This window comes from Flavobacteriales bacterium (assembly GCA_016124845.1).
Taxonomy (GTDB): Bacteria; Bacteroidota; Bacteroidia; order UBA10329; family UBA10329; genus UBA10329.
In genome coordinates this window covers 104,771-121,298 of record WGMW01000013.1, presented here as the reverse complement: position 1 = coordinate 121,298, position 16,528 = coordinate 104,771, and the positions used below count along the sequence as shown (strand labels likewise).

General features: G+C 49.6%; 14 protein-coding genes. 9 read left to right on the top strand and 5 right to left on the bottom strand.

What is annotated here, in order from left to right:
- Positions 1-14 precede the first annotated feature (14 nt).
- The 4 genes from GC178_06875 to GC178_06860 all read left to right on the top strand — a co-directional run bounded on the left by GC178_06875 (position 15) and on the right by GC178_06860 (position 4,801).
- Entirely contained in the window at positions 15-1,007 is a 993-nt protein-coding gene (locus GC178_06875; protein MBI1287287.1) for an aspartate-semialdehyde dehydrogenase, read from the top strand.
- The gene (locus GC178_06870; protein ID MBI1287286.1) at positions 1,008-2,639 is read left to right on the top strand and encodes a hypothetical protein; all 1,632 of its coding nucleotides are present in this window, start codon (positions 1,008-1,010) and stop codon (positions 2,637-2,639) included.
- Between the two features lie 91 nt (positions 2,640-2,730).
- Positions 2,731-4,533 carry a hypothetical protein gene (locus GC178_06865; protein ID MBI1287285.1) on the top strand — a complete coding sequence of 601 codons (1,803 nt, stop codon included), beginning with the start codon at positions 2,731-2,733 and terminating at the stop codon, positions 4,531-4,533.
- Positions 4,534-4,600: 67 nt separating this feature from the next.
- Positions 4,601-4,801, top strand: a complete 201-nt coding sequence (locus tag GC178_06860) for a hypothetical protein (protein MBI1287284.1) — start codon at positions 4,601-4,603, stop codon at positions 4,799-4,801.
- 196 nt (positions 4,802-4,997) lie between these two features.
- Here GC178_06860 and GC178_06855 read toward each other — a convergent pair whose 3' ends face one another.
- From GC178_06855 to GC178_06840, 4 genes are all read right to left on the bottom strand, one after another.
- Entirely contained in the window at positions 4,998-5,681 is a 684-nt protein-coding gene (locus tag GC178_06855) for a lipoprotein signal peptidase (protein MBI1287283.1), read from the bottom strand.
- The gene (locus tag GC178_06850) at positions 5,641-6,018 is read right to left on the bottom strand and encodes a TraR/DksA family transcriptional regulator (GenBank protein ID MBI1287282.1); all 378 of its coding nucleotides are present in this window, start codon (positions 6,016-6,018) and stop codon (positions 5,641-5,643) included. Before GC178_06850 ends, GC178_06855 begins: the two co-directional genes overlap by 41 nt.
- 11 nt (positions 6,019-6,029) lie before the next feature.
- Positions 6,030-9,479, bottom strand: coding sequence for an isoleucine--tRNA ligase (locus tag GC178_06845; protein MBI1287281.1), 3,450 nt, complete (start codon positions 9,477-9,479; stop codon positions 6,030-6,032).
- 769 nt (positions 9,480-10,248) lie between these two features.
- Positions 10,249-10,665 carry a RidA family protein gene (locus GC178_06840; protein MBI1287280.1) on the bottom strand — a complete coding sequence of 139 codons (417 nt, stop codon included), beginning with the start codon at positions 10,663-10,665 and terminating at the stop codon, positions 10,249-10,251.
- 113 nt (positions 10,666-10,778) lie between these two features.
- Between GC178_06840 and GC178_06835 the strand changes: the two genes are divergently transcribed.
- Complete coding sequence (locus tag GC178_06835) at positions 10,779-11,735, top strand: NAD-dependent epimerase/dehydratase family protein (GenBank protein MBI1287279.1); 957 nt, start codon at positions 10,779-10,781, stop codon at positions 11,733-11,735.
- Here GC178_06835 and GC178_06830 read toward each other — a convergent pair.
- On the bottom strand, positions 11,732-12,112 hold the full coding sequence (locus tag GC178_06830) for a DUF1987 domain-containing protein (GenBank protein MBI1287278.1): 381 nt from the start codon (positions 12,110-12,112) through the stop codon (positions 11,732-11,734). The two genes, GC178_06835 and GC178_06830, sit on opposite strands and share 4 nt — an antisense overlap.
- 101 nt (positions 12,113-12,213) lie before the next feature.
- Between GC178_06830 and GC178_06825 the strand changes: the two genes are divergently transcribed.
- Genes GC178_06825 through GC178_06810 form a run of 4 tightly spaced genes read left to right on the top strand, consistent with a single transcriptional unit; the run spans position 12,214 to position 16,522 of the window.
- Positions 12,214-13,083 carry a hypothetical protein gene (locus tag GC178_06825; protein ID MBI1287277.1) on the top strand — a complete coding sequence of 290 codons (870 nt, stop codon included), beginning with the start codon at positions 12,214-12,216 and terminating at the stop codon, positions 13,081-13,083.
- A 37-nt stretch (positions 13,084-13,120) separates the two neighbouring features.
- Positions 13,121-14,614, top strand: coding sequence for a cysteine--tRNA ligase (locus GC178_06820; GenBank protein MBI1287276.1), 1,494 nt, complete (start codon positions 13,121-13,123; stop codon positions 14,612-14,614).
- Positions 14,607-15,578 carry a M28 family peptidase gene (locus GC178_06815; GenBank protein MBI1287275.1) on the top strand — a complete coding sequence of 324 codons (972 nt, stop codon included), beginning with the start codon at positions 14,607-14,609 and terminating at the stop codon, positions 15,576-15,578. The genes GC178_06820 and GC178_06815 overlap by 8 nt, the downstream gene beginning before the upstream one ends.
- Positions 15,575-16,522 (top strand): glycosyltransferase, encoded by a 948-nt coding sequence (locus GC178_06810; protein MBI1287274.1) that lies wholly within the window; start codon positions 15,575-15,577, stop codon positions 16,520-16,522. Before GC178_06815 ends, GC178_06810 begins: the two co-directional genes overlap by 4 nt.
- Positions 16,523-16,528: the final 6 nt, after the last annotated feature.

Here is a 16,528-nt window from a genome sequence, read left to right as displayed (position 1 = left end):
TTCGTTAGCGAATTATGAGAATAGCCGTTGTTGGTGCCACAGGTCTTGTTGGCCGAGAAATGCTTACCGTTCTGGAAGAACGCAAGGTGAATGTGACCGAGTTGATTCCTGTTGCATCAGAGAATTCCGTTGGGAAAACGGTTTCCTTCAAAGGCAAAGACGTGAAGGTGGTGGGAATGCTTCAGGCCATTTCGCTCCGCCCCGACTTTGCATTGTTCTCCGCTGGAGGAAGCACTTCGCTGAAATGGGCACCGAAATTTGCGGAGGTCGGAACCGTGGTCATCGACAATTCTTCCGCTTGGCGCATGGAACCGAATATTCCCTTGGTTGTGCCAGAAGTGAATATGGAGGCGACCGAGAGCGGCTCCAAGATCATTGCCAACCCGAACTGCTCCACTATTCAATTAGTTGTGGCACTCGCACCGTTGCACAAAGCGTTCGGTCTGAAGCGTTTGGTCATCAGCACCTATCAATCGGTTACTGGAACAGGCAAGGCCGCCATGCAGCAGTTGGAAGAAGAAGAGGACGGGCAACTGGCCACAAATCCTGCTTACAAGTACCCGATCCATCGCAACTGCATTCCGCATTGCGATGTGTTTCTCGAAAACGGCTACACCAAAGAGGAAATGAAGCTGGTGAATGAAAGTCGAAAGATCCTTGGAATCCCTGACCTGAAAGTAACCGCAACAGCTGTTCGCGTTCCTGTCGTGGGCGGTCATTCCGAGTCGGTGAATGTCACCCTCGAAAAACCCACAACCGTAGAACAGATAAAGGACATTCTTTCCACTTCTGAAGGAATCATCCTGCAAGACGACCCCACCAATAACTCGTATCCAATGCCGCTGAGTGCACACCAAAAAGATGACGTATTTGTCGGTAGAATCCGCAAGGATGAAAGCGAGGAGAATGCGTTCAATCTTTGGATCGTGGCCGATAATCTTCGTAAAGGTGCCGCCACCAATGCGGTTCAAATTCTGGAAAAACTGACCGAAAAAGTTACCGTGTAAATGAGGCTCGTTGCCACGCTGACCGTTCTCCTTTTCGGAATCAATTCCGTTGTCGCGCAGGCACCATTCACTTACCCCAAAAATCTTCGTTGGTCCAACGAAGCAGATATTGGCATCTATCCTTGCTTGGATACGATGAAGGTTTACGGCTTCAAGCATGTTGTCGATATCAGCCTGATTCTTCCTTCTTGGCGACCAGTAGTAAATCACGATACGGTGGTTGTGCTTGAAGGTCAGGTTATGCCCATTGAAGGGCACGAAGGTTATGCCTTCGGAGTGCCGCACGTGAGTTTTGAGGATCTGCCGCTCTATCATTACACGCACGACCTGTGTTTCAATGTATTCCCTGATGAAGGTTCGCGCAATTTGCTTTCGCGATACATCCATATCAGAAAGGACAGCCTTGGGCAAGAAATACGCGATACGGTAGTGCGCGACTGGGTTCATTGCGAATGGGAAAGCGGGCTTGCCGCAGGAAACCACGGTAACAAGTATGCGCCAGTCTGTCGGAAAGGTGGAACGGCAGGTTTCTCAACCGCTGGTCATGAACGCTACGATATCATTTGGAATTGGCCCACCGCTGGCGATTGGGTCCATGCAGAGGGTCTTTGGGTTTGGGACAGAGGTCATCCGCCTGCAAAAACCGAGATTCATCCCATGCGGCTGCTGGCCACTCGAAGGAATTTACCAGATAAGATTCGGTCAGAGAAAGGCGACAGCGTTTTCGCCACGCGAATTGACATTTACGCCAATGGCGATGGAAGTGCGTTTTACAACAATCAAGATACAGGAAGCTGGGCGCGCCCCGTGAAAATGAGTTCCAAAGACTATGTGTTCAACGTACGTCACACGCTACCGCGGCCTTCGCCCCAATCAACTCTCAAATACTCATTCATCGACCAAAAAGGGAATACGTATTTCAATGATGTAAAAGTTACCGTATCTGATGACCCCAAAGGTGACGTGGCAACGGTTTCCATTCCTTGGAAATCCGCTGGAATTTCAGACAGAACGGTACTGGGAAAAACGCTGTTTCTGTATTGGGACGAGGGTAACGGCATTCCGAAAGATTACATCATTCATTCCTATAAAGTCACCGTTGAAAAACTGAAGATCCGAAGATTGTCTGAGATATTCTTTCTGACACCCGCTGAACTCAGAATGTTTGCAGATGTCGGAGGCCAATATGTCTTTCTGAATGAATTCGCCTCCCACACAAATGACATTCTGCGTGCGGGCTTGGGGCGAACCATCAAGCGCAATTGGAAAATTAATAAATCGTTCACTGTCCATGTTCCCGAAGACCGCGCGTTTAGAATATATGTGGGGGGTTGGGAGGCAGATGGCGTAGACAAGGTCATGGGCTACATCATTGATCAAGACTCCGACTGTTCAACGGAGCTCAAAAATCGCATCAACGACCTGATGTTAGACCCAACTCCCGTTGGATATGGCGGATGTGAAGACGATAACATGGGTGAATCGATCATCTACCACACCCCTTTGGAACTTGAGTCAAAAACGCATTTTATCATCTCAAGTGACGGAAAATCTTATAAGGAAAACTGTCCACTTGGACATCGTACCCCAGTGGATTTCCATCGATTGGAATATTCAATTGACAAGAAATAGTCATTGTCTCAAAAAGTTAGGCTAATGTCTCTTTTCAAGAAGTTACTAACTTAGCATGTCATATTTTATGGATTTGAATAAAATCGCGAGAATGAAAAATTTTACGTTCATCTTTTTGTCCTGTCTATTTGTTCTTAGCAGTAACCTTTCTGCTCAGGGGCTTAAAAGCAGCACAAGTCTCTATGTGCAAAATGGTGCGGTACTCTATGTCGAAAACTCTATGAGTAGTGAAACTGGGGGGGTTATTTACAACCAAGGTGAGATTCATGTAACCAACGACTTCAACAACTCAGGAACAGATCATATTGACGGTATGGTAGTTCTTGATGGCTCAGGAAACCAGTCAATTACGGGTGTGTCTCGGTTTTACGGTGTGTTAGAGGTCAATAAAACTGGGGGTATTGCAACTGTTACTGGTGGCACAACCAACGTTCACGGACAGTTGAGGCTGGCAGAGGGAACCATGAACGCTAATGGCAACTTAGTGATTGCGTCAACTCCGACAGAAACAGGTTTGGTTGACGATTTCTCTGACCCCAGCTATGACGGTACGCTTTCTGGAAATCTTCGAGTACAGCGTTATATTTCAGGAAACGCTGGGTTTCATTACATAGGAAGTGCGGTTAATACGGCCAGTGTCTCTGAACTGTCGGAACTAGGGCTATACGGTCCTGACGGTGGACAAGTAATTCCGCAGCCCGACTGTAACGCGTACGCGGTAGATGCATCGTCTCCTTATGGAGCTTTGCTTGAATGGCATGAAAATGGCCCTTGGCTGGTGTCTGGCTGTATTCAGTCTGGCTGGTTTGTGCGCAGTTCTGGTTCGATGACAAACGGCCGCGGGTATGCGGCAATCGTCCCATCTGGTCAGACTATTGAAATTGGTGGTTCGGTGGGCAACACTAGTGAGATTACAACTGTTGCATACTCAGGTCTCGCCAACACAAACGCTACTGGAGATGGCTGGCACATGGTGAGTAATCCGTTTCCATCTCCAATGCAATGGTACGCCTCACCTGCTGGCTTCGATGCGCAAGCGCAACTGTGGGTAACAAGTGGGTCCTACACAGGTACGTATCAACCCGTGTTACCGAGTGCCACCAACCCAGCAGCTCTTATTGGCTCACAGCAAGGCTTTTTTGTACGTTCGTCTGGAGGACCTGCAAGTTTTGCTCTCCCTCAAACCTACCGAAGATTGGGCGACCCTACTTTCTACAAGGAAGAAATTGAAAACCTGTTTGACATTGTTGTGGAGGCAGGCGAATTTGCTGACAAAACACGCGTTCGATTTGGTGATCAAGGAGAGACAAACGGATTCGATTCGATGCTTGATGCAAACAAATTGAAGGCACCTGGAGCGCAACCGACACTTAAAACTCGTTTCAGAGGTGTTGATTATTCCATTAACTCCCTTCCTATGGAAGGTCACCCAATGACAATACCGATGGATCTTATTCCAGGAATTTCTGGTCAATTCAAGTTTACTGCCAAATATCTTGACCAGTTCACGGTAGAGGCGCATGTCTATCTGGAAGACCTCAAACTGAATAAGATTCAAGAATTGACCATCAATCCAGTATATGATTTCTTTGCAGACGAGTCTGATGATCCCGAAAGATTCTTACTTCACTTCCGACTTGGTGATGAAGAGCCAATGTATACTGGTGATGACATCTTAATGTATGCAAGTGACCACAATGCTTATCTCTTCCTTCCAGAACTGAAGGGAAAAGCTTCGTTGGAGGTGTTTAACGCAATCGGTGAAATTGTGTATCAAACGTCCAGTTTAGTCGAAGGTAAAAACGCATTTGACCTTAGCTACTTGGCTACTGGAGCTTATGTGATGCGGGCCATCATTAATGATAAGCCAATTTCCAAAAAGGTGATTCTCTAATTATCGCACTAACGTTTTTTCAAAAGACCCTTGCTCAGTTTGAGCAAGGGTCTTTCTTTTGCATCAAATGGACATCACTTCTAACCACTGGATTTTTGCCGGGATATTTGTCCTGACTTTCGTTGTAGGGGTTGGCTTTGCATACCGCGATGACCTTAAAAAAAATCCAACCATTTTCAAAGGATCATGGAAATTCCTTCTCGGTGTGGTTCTCTTCACTATGGTGTTGGTGGTCATCAAGATTCTTTATCGATTTAGCACCAATTGAGTTTAGCGAAATAAACAATCAATGTTCAGAACTTACGGGAAGTACATTGTGAAAGCATCTGTCTGACCGCTATCATTGTCATATCATTCTTACGATATGATTCTTACCGGAGTGTTGTTTGCAGGAGTTTTGATGTCGTACATCTACTACCTGATATTAGAAGAAGCGGCTTAAGAAGATCCTTTGGGCTCTTCCCTCAGTTCAGAAACTTCTTCTGAAACAGAATTATCATGACCATTCCCACCGTTATGGCGGCATCTGCCACATTGAAAATGGCATTGAAAAACAAAAAATGGTCTCCACCAACCTTGGGAAGCCATTGAGGAAAGGTTCCTTCAAACAATGGGAAATAGAACATGTCTACAACCCTACCGTGGAGAAACCCGGCATAGCCGCCTTCTGGCGGAAAAAGCGTGGCCACGTGACCATAACTATCTGAAAAAATGAGACCGTAGATAGTACTGTCAATGATGTTTCCAACTGCTCCTGCTAAGACCAATGAAAGGGAAACTATGACCACGTTTGGCGTGTCTTCCTTTACAACCTTGAACAAGTAATAGCCAATGCCAAAAACAGCAACAATGCGGAAAATGCTAAGCGCCAGTTTGCCATAATCCCCACCGAACTCCATACCGAATGCCATACCGACATTCTCAGTAAAATGAATGATGAACCAGTCAGCAATATGATGCTCTTGCCCAAGCGTCATCGTGGTCTTTATCCAGATCTTTGAGATCTGGTCGAGTGCCAACACTCCAAATATGATCGCTAATGCCTTTTTCACCTTATAAAACAAAAGAGGCCCCTGCGGCCTCTCAAGTGTTGGTTCAATACGCGGATTATCCCTGCGCGTTCTTTGCTTCGATGCTAAGAGTAGCATGCGGTACGATTCGAAGTCTCTCCTTCGAGATCAACTTCCCGGTAGCTCGGCAAATGCCATAGGTTCCGTTTGAGATTCGGATGAGGGCGTTCTCCAAACTCTGGATGAATTTCTGCTGACGCGCAGCCAATTGGTTGATCTCTTCTCGTGAAAGCACTTCCGAACCTTCATCCAAAAGCTTAAATGTTGGTGAAGTGTCATCCGTTCCGTGATCATCCTTGTGAGAAAGTTGGTCCACCAGGAGTTGAAGGTCTTCCTTCGCTTTCTCCAGCTTTTCATTGATGATTCCTCTGAATTCTTCCAATTCCTCTTTCGAATATCTGGTCTTCTCTGCCATCTGTTCTGATTTTAATTCAATGTAGTGATATTAATTCGGGTTGAAAGGTCTCCGACCAGATCAACCGTAACTGCTTCAGGCGAAGTGACCTCAGAGACAAGCTCTAAGTTCTCCGCCAGCGTTTCCGCGCAAATATATTTAAGATTGCTTGTTACCGCGTCCTTCAATGGTTGTGCGTCCAAAATGGTGAGATTGATGCGGTCTGTGACTTCCAAACCTTTGTCCTTACGCAGGTTCTGAATACGATTCACAAGCTCCCTTGCCAAGCCTTCCTGCTCCAAAGCTGGCGTGATGGTCAAATCCAATGCAACTGTGATTCCTCCTTCAGAAGCTACAGCCCAACCTGGAATATCCTTGGAGATGATCTCCACGTCTTCCAACGTCAGATCAATCGCGCTTCCATCAACCGTAATATTGAAAGTCCCTAATGACTCCAAACTCGCAATGTCCTCTTGGCTCATTTTGCCAACCTCTGCCGCAATCTGCTTCATCTGCTTGCCATACTTCGGTCCAAGTGTTTTGAAGTTCGGTTTGATGGTCTTCTCGATGACACCAGCCGTTTCGGTGAGGTATTCGAGCTCCTTCACATTCACTTCGGAAAGAATGAGGTCTTCCACCGCTTTGATCTGCCGCGCAAACTTCTCGTTCAACACAGGAATCATTGCTTTGGCAAGTGGCTGACGTACACGGTGCTTTTCTTTCTTACGGATGCTAAGGATCAAAGAGGTCACCTTCTGCGCGATCTCCATTCGCTCCTCAAGATCGATGTCAATTGCCGCTTTATCCGCAACGGGCATTTCAGACAAGTGAACAGATTCCGAACCGTCCCTTCCTGTTACCGCGTTCAAATCCGAGAACAAACGCTCCGCGTAGAATGGTGCAATCGGACTCATCAACTTCGCGATGACGTCCAAACAGGTGTAAAGCGTTTGGTAGGCCGATGATTTGTCTTTGGATGGTTCGCCTTTCCAGAATCTTCTGCGGCAAAGACGAACGTACCAGTTACTCAAGTTTTCGTTCACGAATTCCTGAATGGCACGACCGGCCTTCTTCGGCTCGAATGCCATGTAATGCTCATCCACTTCCGCAATCAGCGAGTTGAGCTTGGACATGATCCAGCGATCGATCTCTGGCCGTTCTGAAACGGGGACTTCCGCTTCGCTGAAATCATAACCATCGATATTCGCGTAAAGGGCGTAGAAACCGTACGTGTTGTAAAGCGTTCCGAAGAACTTGCGTTGCACCTCTGCAATTCCCTCAATATCGAACTTCAGGTTGTCCCAAGGCTCTGCGTTGGTAATCATGTACCAGCGCGTAGCATCCGGGCCATATTGCTTCAATGTCTCAAATGGATCAACTGCATTTCCCAACCGCTTGGACATCTTCTGTCCATTTTTATCGAGTACGAGGCCATTGGAAACCACATTCTTGTAGGCCACTGAATCGAAACACATGGTTCCGATGGCGTGCAGCGTGAAGAACCAACCACGCGTTTGGTCTACCCCTTCGGCAATGAAATCGGCTGGATAGTAGCTCTTGCCATCGATCAACTCCTTGTTCTCGAATGGATAATGAAGCTGTGCGTAAGGCATGGCCCCTGAATCGAACCACACATCGATGAGATCCATTTCACGGTTCATCGGTTTTCCCGATTCGGAAACGAGCACAATATCATCCATGTACGGACGATGCAGGTCAAACGTCCTGTAATTTGCTTCGTCCATGTTGCCGACCGCAAAATCAGCCAATGGGTTTGATTCCATCACGCCAGCAGCAACCGCTTTCTCGCATTCGGATTTCAGTTCTTCCACCGAACCAATGCATTTGCGCTCTGCTTTGTCTTCTGTTGACCAAATTGGTAACGGAATTCCCCAGAAACGACTTCTCGAAAGATTCCAGTCCTGAAGGTTTTCCAGCCAGTTTCCGAAACGGCCAGTTCCTGTGCTTTCTGGCTTCCAGTTAATGGTCTTGTTTAGCGCGATCAAGCGGTCTTTCGCTTCTGTTGTACGCACAAACCACGAATCCAACGGATAGTACAGCACGGGCTTGTCCGTTCTCCAGCAATGGGGGTAGCTGTGAACATATTTCTCCACACGGAAAGCCTTGTTCTCCTCTTTCAGTTTGATGGCAATACGCTCATCAACCGACAAGTAATTATCACGGCCTTGTTTCTTGGTCTCCGCCTCAATCTCCTCATCCGTGTAATACTCGGCTTTCACATATTCGCCCGCAAAATCCGTCACTTCTGGACGGAAACGGCCTTGCAGATCCACCAACGGAACCATGTTCCCTTGACCATCGTCCACCAGCATGGCGCCAACGCCTGCGGCTTTCGCTACACGGGCATCATCCGCACCAAATGTGGGCGCGATATGCACGATTCCAGTACCGTCTTCAGTTGAAACGAAATCTCCTGCAATCACTCGGAAACCTTCGCCATCTGGTTGTGCATAAGGAAGCAGCTGCTCGTAAGGGGTTCCAACCAACTCCGAGCCCTTGAATTCTGCTACAACCTGATAAGGAATCTTCTTGTCACCTTCCTGATAATCCTCCAATGCCAACTCGGCATTTTCAGCCTTGAACCATTTGCCGAGCAGGTCTTTTGCCAGCAGCACGACCATTGGTTTGAACGTGTACTGGTTGAAGGTCTTTACCGCCACATAGTCGATGTTCTCGCCAACGGCCAGTGCCGCGTTCGATGGAAGCGTCCAAGGTGTGGTGGTCCAAGCGAGGATGAAGACCTCACCGAACTTCTGTAGCTGCGAGACAAGGTCGACCTCCCCCGACCCCTCCTTTCCAGGAGGGGAGCTTAGGGCGCGGAACTGCGCCACCACCGTGGTGTCCTTCACATCGCGGTAGGTTCCGGGTTGGTTCAATTCGTGTGAACTCAACCCTGTTCCCGCCTTGGGCGAATACGGCTGAATGGTGTAGCCCTTGTACAGCAAACCCTTGTCGTACAGGTTCTTCAGCAACCACCAAACGCTCTCAATGTACTTGTTGTCGTAGGTCACATACGGGTCGTCCATATCCACCCAGTACCCGATCTTGCGGGTCAGGTCGTTCCAAACGTCCGTGTATTTCATGACTGCCTTGCGGCACGCCTCGTTGTATTCGGCAATGGTAATGGTCTTACCAATATCTTCTTTGGTGATGCCCAACTCCTTCTCCACTCCGAGCTCCACGGGCAATCCGTGTGTGTCCCAACCTGCTTTGCGCTTCACCTGGTAGCCCTTGAGGGTGCGGTAGCGGCAGAAAATATCCTTGATGGTGCGCGCCATGACGTGATGAATGCCCGGCATACCGTTAGCCGATGGCGGCCCCTCATAAAACACGAACGGCTCGTTGCCTTCGCGCGTCTCAATACTCTTCCTGAAAATGTCGTTCTGCTCCCAGAACGCAAGCACCTCGTCCGCCAACTCCGGCAGGTTCAATTGCTTGTATTCTGTGTACTTCTTGGCCATCGTTTTTTCTGAAAGGAGCGCGAAGATACAAAAGCCTCCCTGTTGGCGAACTCCGATGCGGTTGCATTACAATTGTTTAAGATTTGGGGCGCGGGTTTTCCGGGTTGCTCTGATGGGTTTCCCCGTCAACTTATTGACCTTCCGCATCGTCTTATCGACCTTCCGCGTTAACTTATTGAGGTGCCGGGTTGAGTTATTGACCCTCCGGGTTGTCTTGTCCGCCTTCCGCATTGTACTGTTGACCTACCAGGTCGTATTATCCGAATTGTCAGGTCGGGTTGTTGGCCTTTCGCATTGAATCATTGTGCTTCCGGGTCGGGTTATTTGCCTGCCGGATGATCTTGTGGACATGCCGCGTTGATCTGCGATACCTGTCAGTGGAACTCACTGACCTTCCGCGTTGAGTTATCTTGTTGCCGGGGCGTGTTGGCGAACTTTGGCGATGTGTTGAGCCGTCTCGCTTTGGCGATTTGACCTCCCTCGGTCTATTTATGCGGGTAGCGGAGCGGGTTGTTCATTCTAAGGTTAATGTACTCCATAAATCCCCCGCCATGCGGGCATCCCCTTTTGAAGGGGGAAGGGCGGCATCAGGTATTGTGGCGCAGTGCCCGACATGCTTGAGTCTTGGCGTGGTCGGATCCCCCACGACCCCTTCCTACGACAAGCTCGGGACAGGCTCTTACACGGAGGGGAGTTGCTTCGGTCATGCTTTCCCGGCAAATGACGTGCATTTAAACGGCCAATTATGAAGACGCGATTCATCGCGTCTCTACATGGTGGCAATGACCTTCAGCTCGATGGCAATGGGTGTGGGCAGGCAATTGATCTCTACCGTGGTACGGCACGGAAGGTTGTCCTTGAAATACTCGGCATACACGCGGTTGTAGGTTTTGAAATCGTCCTTCATGTTGGTGAGGAAAACGGTCACATCCACGATCCTATCCCAACTTGAACCCGAATCTTCCAAAATCATCCTCACATTATTGAACACCGAGTGGCATTGCTTCTCAATGTCGTATGAGAGGATGTTCCCGTCATCATCCAATTCCACTCCCGGAATCTTCTTGGTTCCGCGTTCGCGCGGTCCAACTCCCGAAAGGAAAAGCAGGTTACCCACCTGCCTGGCGTGCGGGTACAGTCCAACAGGTTCTGGGGCACGGTTGGAATCGAATTTGGGAGCGCTCATCTTCTTAGAATTTGGGTCAAATATAGGCACCTGCCCGAACCTAATTGAAACCTGAACTGTTCGGTTTGAGGGCAGCAAAAATGATACATTTGCCCGTGTACATTCTTAAGTAGATGGCAGGGAAGACAGGGATATTGGTGATAGGAGCCTCGGGGCAGATAGGCACCGAGCTGGTAATGGAACTGCGCGCCCGCTATGGCAATGATCAGGTGCTTGCCTCCGACCTGAAAACGGCCTCTGACGAGGTGAAGGAAAGCGGCCCGTTCGAGCTTTTGGACGTAATGGACCGCGACCGACTGCGCCAGTTGGTGGTTCAATACAACATTGGGGAAGTTTACTTGCTTGCCGCGTTGCTTTCGGCCACGGCTGAGCAGAAGATCATGCAGGCGTGGAATCTGAACATGTACGGTCTTTTCTATGTGTTGGAGCTGGCCAAAGAAGGGTTCATCGATAAAGTGTATTGGCCAAGTTCCATTGCGGTCTTTGGCCCGACCACGCCCAAGTTGCACACGCCCCAATCGACCATTATGGAGCCGACCACGGTCTACGGTATCAGCAAATTGGCAGGCGAGCGTTGGTGTGAGTATTACCACAACCGTTACGGGGTGGATGTTCGCAGTTTGCGTTATCCGGGGCTTATCGGCTATAAAAGCAACCCGGGCGGAGGCACTACGGATTATGCGGTAGACATTTTTCACAAGGCCGTTTTGGGGCAACCTTTCGAGTGCTTTTTATCTGAGAATACGCGGCTGCCGATGATGTACATGCCCGATGCCATCAAGGCCACCATCGGTATTATGGAAGCGCCCAGCAAGGCGGTGAAGATCCGTTCGAGCTATAATGTATCAGGGTTTGATTTTACTCCTGCGGAATTGGCGCGGGAGATCCAAAAACACGTTCCTGCTCTCAGCATTAGCTACAAACCCGATTTCAGACAGGCCATTGCCGATGGTTGGCCAAGTTCCATTGACGATTCGGCCGCACGTGAAGATTGGGGCTGGAAAACAGAATTCACGTTGGAAATGATGACCGAGGACATGCTCCACCACTTGGCGGAACACATCGGTTAGAAGTGCGTGTAACGGATCTCGAATGGCAGATCGAACGTGTCGATGAACATGTCGATGTCTTCCTGAATGCCATCATCCTCCTCCTCAAACTCCCAAATGACCTTTACATCGAACCCATGCCCCTTGGCCTTTACGAGGGCGGTAAAAAGTTCGGCCAACGCCTTGGTGGTGGATGAGTTGTAGTACTCCAACCGCACATGCACCATGCGGATTGGTGTTTGGGAATCCTCCAATGTTTTGAAGCGCAGAATGATCGGGTCGAAGAAGTCCATGCCTTCTTCGGGGTACGAACGACCTTCAATACGCAGGGTCGATTCCTGACGATCGAGCACCACACTGGGCGTGCGGTCAGTTGCCTCTATGATCCACTTCTCCATTTGTCACTAAAGGTACAAATCCGCCCAATGATACGACCTCTGTCACGATAATCGACCAACAACTTGGAACAAAATCGGGTGTTTGCCGTAAGCCGACCATCATGGTAAGAAACATGACAGCGAAAAGTCTACTCACTCATCTATTGCTACTGACCACATTCCTCGTCTCCTTCGGGCAGACGTCTGGAACGACCTCTGGAGACACGCTGAACCAGCGCGATGCCAACAACCAGAAGCAGGGTTGGTGGAAGGTGTATAACGATGACGGGAAGTATAAGGGCTATGAGGCGAACCAGTTGGTGGAGGAGGGCGAATACCTGAACAACAAAAAAACAGGCATCTGGACCAAATACTACCCGAACGGAAATAAGAAGCACGAACTGACCTTTGCCAACAACATTGCCAACGGCTACGCCAAGATCTACTATCGTAGCGGCCAGCTACAGGAAGAGGGCATTTGGAAAATGAACCGCTGGGCGGGCGAGTACAAATACTATTTTGAGGATGGCACGCTGAAGTACGATTGGAATTACAATGAGTCGGGCAAGCGTGAGGGGCAGCAGCTCTACTTCCATGAGAACGGCATGCTGATGTACATAGGCGAATGGAAAGGCGGTAAAGAAGCGGGCGAACTGGTGGAATATTACGAAGACGGCTCCATTAAGGCGAAGCGCTATTTTGATGATGGAAGCGTGATCCCTGAAAAGACCGTGAATCTGGTGGAAGGCAAGGAATACGATGAGAACATCAAGAAGTATTCTGGGAAACCGCAACCGAGACAACTTGGCCGAGGTGAAATTGTGGACGGCTACAACAAGTTGATGAATCCTGACGGAACCGTTTCCAAAGAAGGCACCTTCAAGGACAAAAAGCTGGTGGAAGGCAAGGTCTATGTGTATGAGAACGGCAAGGTTGTGAAGGCCATCATTTACGAGGGCGGCAAAAGGATCGGAGAAGAGGCGATCGACTAACGCTGTTGGCCTATCTTTGCGGCTCACGTAACAGACGATGAGTAGCACGCTTCACTTTTACAATACCATTACACGCAAGAAGGAAGAATTCGTTCCTGCAAACCCTCCGTTTGTTGGGATGTACGTCTGTGGGCCCACCGTCTATGGCGATGCGCATCTGGGTCACGCCCGCTCTGCCATTACGTTCGATATCGTTTTCCGCTATCTGAAACATCTTGGTTACAAGGTGCGCTACGTGCGCAACATTACCGATGTAGGCCATTTGGAGAATGATGCCGACCATGGTGAGGACAAGGTGGCTAAGAAGGCTCGCTTGGAGCAATTGGAGCCGATGGAAGTGGTGCAGTATTACAAGGACCGCTACCACAGCGACATGGATGCGCTGAATAACCTCCACCCAAGCATTGAACCGCAGGCCTCTGGACACATCATTGAGCAGATAGGCATGACGCAGAAGCTACTTGACAATGGGTTTGCGTACGTATCGAACGGTTCGGTGTATTTTGATGTGGAGAAATACGCCAAGGAGCACAACTACGGGAAGCTTTCGGGAAGAAAGATCGAGGATCTGCAATCGAACACGCGCGACCTTGACGGACAGGAAGAGAAACGAAGTTCGTTGGATTTCGCGCTGTGGAAAAAGGCTTCGCCAGAACACATTATGCGATGGCCTTCGCCTTGGAGCGATGGTTTTCCTGGCTGGCACATTGAGTGCTCGGTGATGAGCAGCAAATACTTGGGCGAGACCTTCGATATTCACGGTGGCGGATTGGACCTTCTGTTTCCGCACCACGAGTGCGAGATCGCGCAATCGGTCGGTTCCAATGGAACGGAGCCCGTGCGCTACTGGCTGCACAATAATATGATCACGCTGAACGGGCAGAAAATGGCCAAGTCGTTGGGCAACACCATCATGCTGCATCAGTTCTTTTCGGGCGACCATGAACTATTGGATCAGGCGTATGACCCGCTGACCATCCGTTTCTTCATTCTACAGGCGCATTACCGAAGCACGCTCGATTTCGGCAACGAACCGTTGCTTGCCGCGCAGAAAGGCTATCAGAAATTGAAAGCCGCATTGAAAACGCTGCATTCGATGACGTTTGATGGTGGTGACGACAATGCAGCTGTTGCTTCGCGAATTGCTGATTGGGAAGAAGCATGCGCGTCTTCCATGAACGATGACCTGAACACGGCCCAGTTGATCGCCACGCTGTTTGACATGGCGTCTTACGTGAACGGCTTGAAGAACAAGCAGGAAAAGGACATTCCGAGTGTGGCTCAGTTTGCGGCTATCGGCCAGATCTATGAGTCGTATTTCTGTGATGTGCTCGGTCTGGATGCGGGCGCAGAGAACGACAACAGCGCCTCCGTTCTGAATGATGTGATGGACGTATTGCTCGATCTGCGTGGTTCGGCCAAGCAGAATAAGGATTATGCGACTGCCGATGCCATCCGCAATAAGCTGAAAGCTGTTGGTATTACCATTATGGACGGCAAGGACGGAGCCGATTGGCAGGCCGATGCGTAGGCTTGCCTCCATCGGTCTTCTGTTTCTCGTTTTTGCGGGCTGCAACCCCAATAGGCGCACACCTGCGGTTGTTGAATTGAAGTCTGCTCCAACCTTCAACGAAGATTCCGCCTACCAGTTCATTGAGCAGCAATTGGCTTTCGGGCCGCGCATTCCAGGGCTGGCAGGCCATGATAGCTGCGGCAATTTTCTGGCGAACACCTTGACGCGTTACGGTTTTGAAGTGACAGAGCAGAAAGACACCATTGTGGTCTATGCAGACAGAATGCTTCCGCTGCGGAACATCCAAGGATCGATCAATCCAGAACTTGGAAACCGCATTCTGCTGTGCGCGCATTGGGACAGTCGCCATATTGCCGATCAGGATGATGAGAATTCGGACCAACCGATAGAAGGCGCCAACGATAACGCGAGTGGTGTTGCCATTCTTCTGGAAATGGCGCGCTGCATGGCGCAGCAAACTCCCGAAGTGGGCATTGACATCGTTTTCTTCGACATGGAAGACCAAGGCAGACCTTCCAACGACAACTATGACGACCCGCTCGATCACGGATATTGCCGTGGCTCCTACTATTGGTCCAATCGCGCAGACAGCACCAAATATCGCTTCGGAATTCTACTGGACATGGTGGGTGCCAAGGATGCCATTTTCACGTTAGATGCGAATTCGATGCATCACGCGCCCGAGGTGGTTTACACCGTTTGGGACATGGGGCATCAACTCGGTTTCGGACATCATTTTCAGTACAACCGCACATGGGAGATCATGGACGACCACGCCAACCTGAACCAGTTTGCGAAGATCCCGAGCATCGACATCATTCAGCATGAAGCAAGCACAGCCTCGCGGTTCGGGGAGTACTGGCATACACACGATGACAACCTTTCGGTGATAGACCGCGAAACGTTGAAAGCCGTGGGACAAACGGTGCTGCAGGTGGTTTACAACGAACCGAAGCCATGAGCCACGAACGGCCATTCTTCAGCATCATCACACCCACCTTCAACCGTGCCCATTTCTTGGAGGAAATGATCGCCAGCGTGCAGGCGCAGACCTTCTCCGATCACGAACACATTATCGTAGATGACGGCTCTACCGATGGTACGGAAGAACTGCTGAAACCTATACTTGAAGCCGACAGTCGCATCCTCTACATCAAACAGGAAAACAAAGGCCGAAGCGTTGCGCGGAATGTGGGGATAGAAGCAGCCAAAGGCGAATACATCTGTTTTCTGGACAGCGATGATGTGTGGCTGCCGAAGCACTTGGAAACCATTCATCAAGCTACTGCCAAACACGAAAACCCGACCTTTTTCCATGCGGGACTTATTTGGTTCTACGATGATGGCTCGCCCGAACATTTGGTGCAATACGCGGCAAGAGACACGTTCTCTTCGGATGTTGAGTACGTCATCGCCAACCAGTTTGCGCCCGATTGTGTTTGCATCCATCGCGAGATCCTGCAGAAAGACCTATTCAACCCGAAACTCTTCATCAACGAGGATGTGGAACTTTGGGTCCGAATTGCAGCCCATTGTCCCGTGGTTGGCATTGGCCTACACACGGCCAAGTTGCGCGTGCATGGGGGTAATACCGACAAGGAGGTCAACGACAACATCACACCACGCATGGAGGCATTTAAACTGATGTTGGACAATCCTACGATTCGCAAACAGCTTTCCCCACCTTTCATCAAAGACAGAAAACGGGGTTTGGATGAGCTACAGTTGCGGTATTTCGAACGTTCTGGGCAGCGCGGGAAGCTGCTCACGGCCATACTTTCTTTCCTTATGAAATACCCAGGCAATCCAAGGAATTCGGCCAAAGTGGTCACGTTCCTCTACAACCTTCCGGGTGGAAGTCTGTTAAAAAGTCTGATCGCCCGAATGAAGAGCGGTAACCGTTAAGTAATT

Coding starts and splice junctions, on each gene's coding strand:
- GC178_06820 (MBI1287276.1), top strand. CDS start 13,121: ATGAGTAGCACGCTTCACTTTTACAATACCATTACACGCAAGAAGGAA.
- GC178_06850 (MBI1287282.1), bottom strand. CDS start 6,018: ATGGCAGAGAAGACCAGATATTCGAAAGAGGAATTGGAAGAATTCAGA.
- GC178_06855 (MBI1287283.1), bottom strand. CDS start 5,681: ATGCTACTCTTAGCATCGAAGCAAAGAACGCGCAGGGATAATCCGCGT.
- GC178_06845 (MBI1287281.1), bottom strand. CDS start 9,479: ATGGCCAAGAAGTACACAGAATACAAGCAATTGAACCTGCCGGAGTTG.
- GC178_06875 (MBI1287287.1), top strand. CDS start 15: ATGAGAATAGCCGTTGTTGGTGCCACAGGTCTTGTTGGCCGAGAAATG.
- GC178_06865 (MBI1287285.1), top strand. CDS start 2,731: ATGAAAAATTTTACGTTCATCTTTTTGTCCTGTCTATTTGTTCTTAGC.
- GC178_06810 (MBI1287274.1), top strand. CDS start 15,575: ATGAGCCACGAACGGCCATTCTTCAGCATCATCACACCCACCTTCAAC.
- GC178_06830 (MBI1287278.1), bottom strand. CDS start 12,112: ATGGAGAAGTGGATCATAGAGGCAACTGACCGCACGCCCAGTGTGGTG.
- GC178_06825 (MBI1287277.1), top strand. CDS start 12,214: ATGGTAAGAAACATGACAGCGAAAAGTCTACTCACTCATCTATTGCTA.
- GC178_06835 (MBI1287279.1), top strand. CDS start 10,779: ATGGCAGGGAAGACAGGGATATTGGTGATAGGAGCCTCGGGGCAGATA.
- GC178_06840 (MBI1287280.1), bottom strand. CDS start 10,665: ATGAGCGCTCCCAAATTCGATTCCAACCGTGCCCCAGAACCTGTTGGA.
- GC178_06815 (MBI1287275.1), top strand. CDS start 14,607: ATGCGTAGGCTTGCCTCCATCGGTCTTCTGTTTCTCGTTTTTGCGGGC.
- GC178_06870 (MBI1287286.1), top strand. CDS start 1,008: ATGAGGCTCGTTGCCACGCTGACCGTTCTCCTTTTCGGAATCAATTCC.
- GC178_06860 (MBI1287284.1), top strand. CDS start 4,601: ATGGACATCACTTCTAACCACTGGATTTTTGCCGGGATATTTGTCCTG.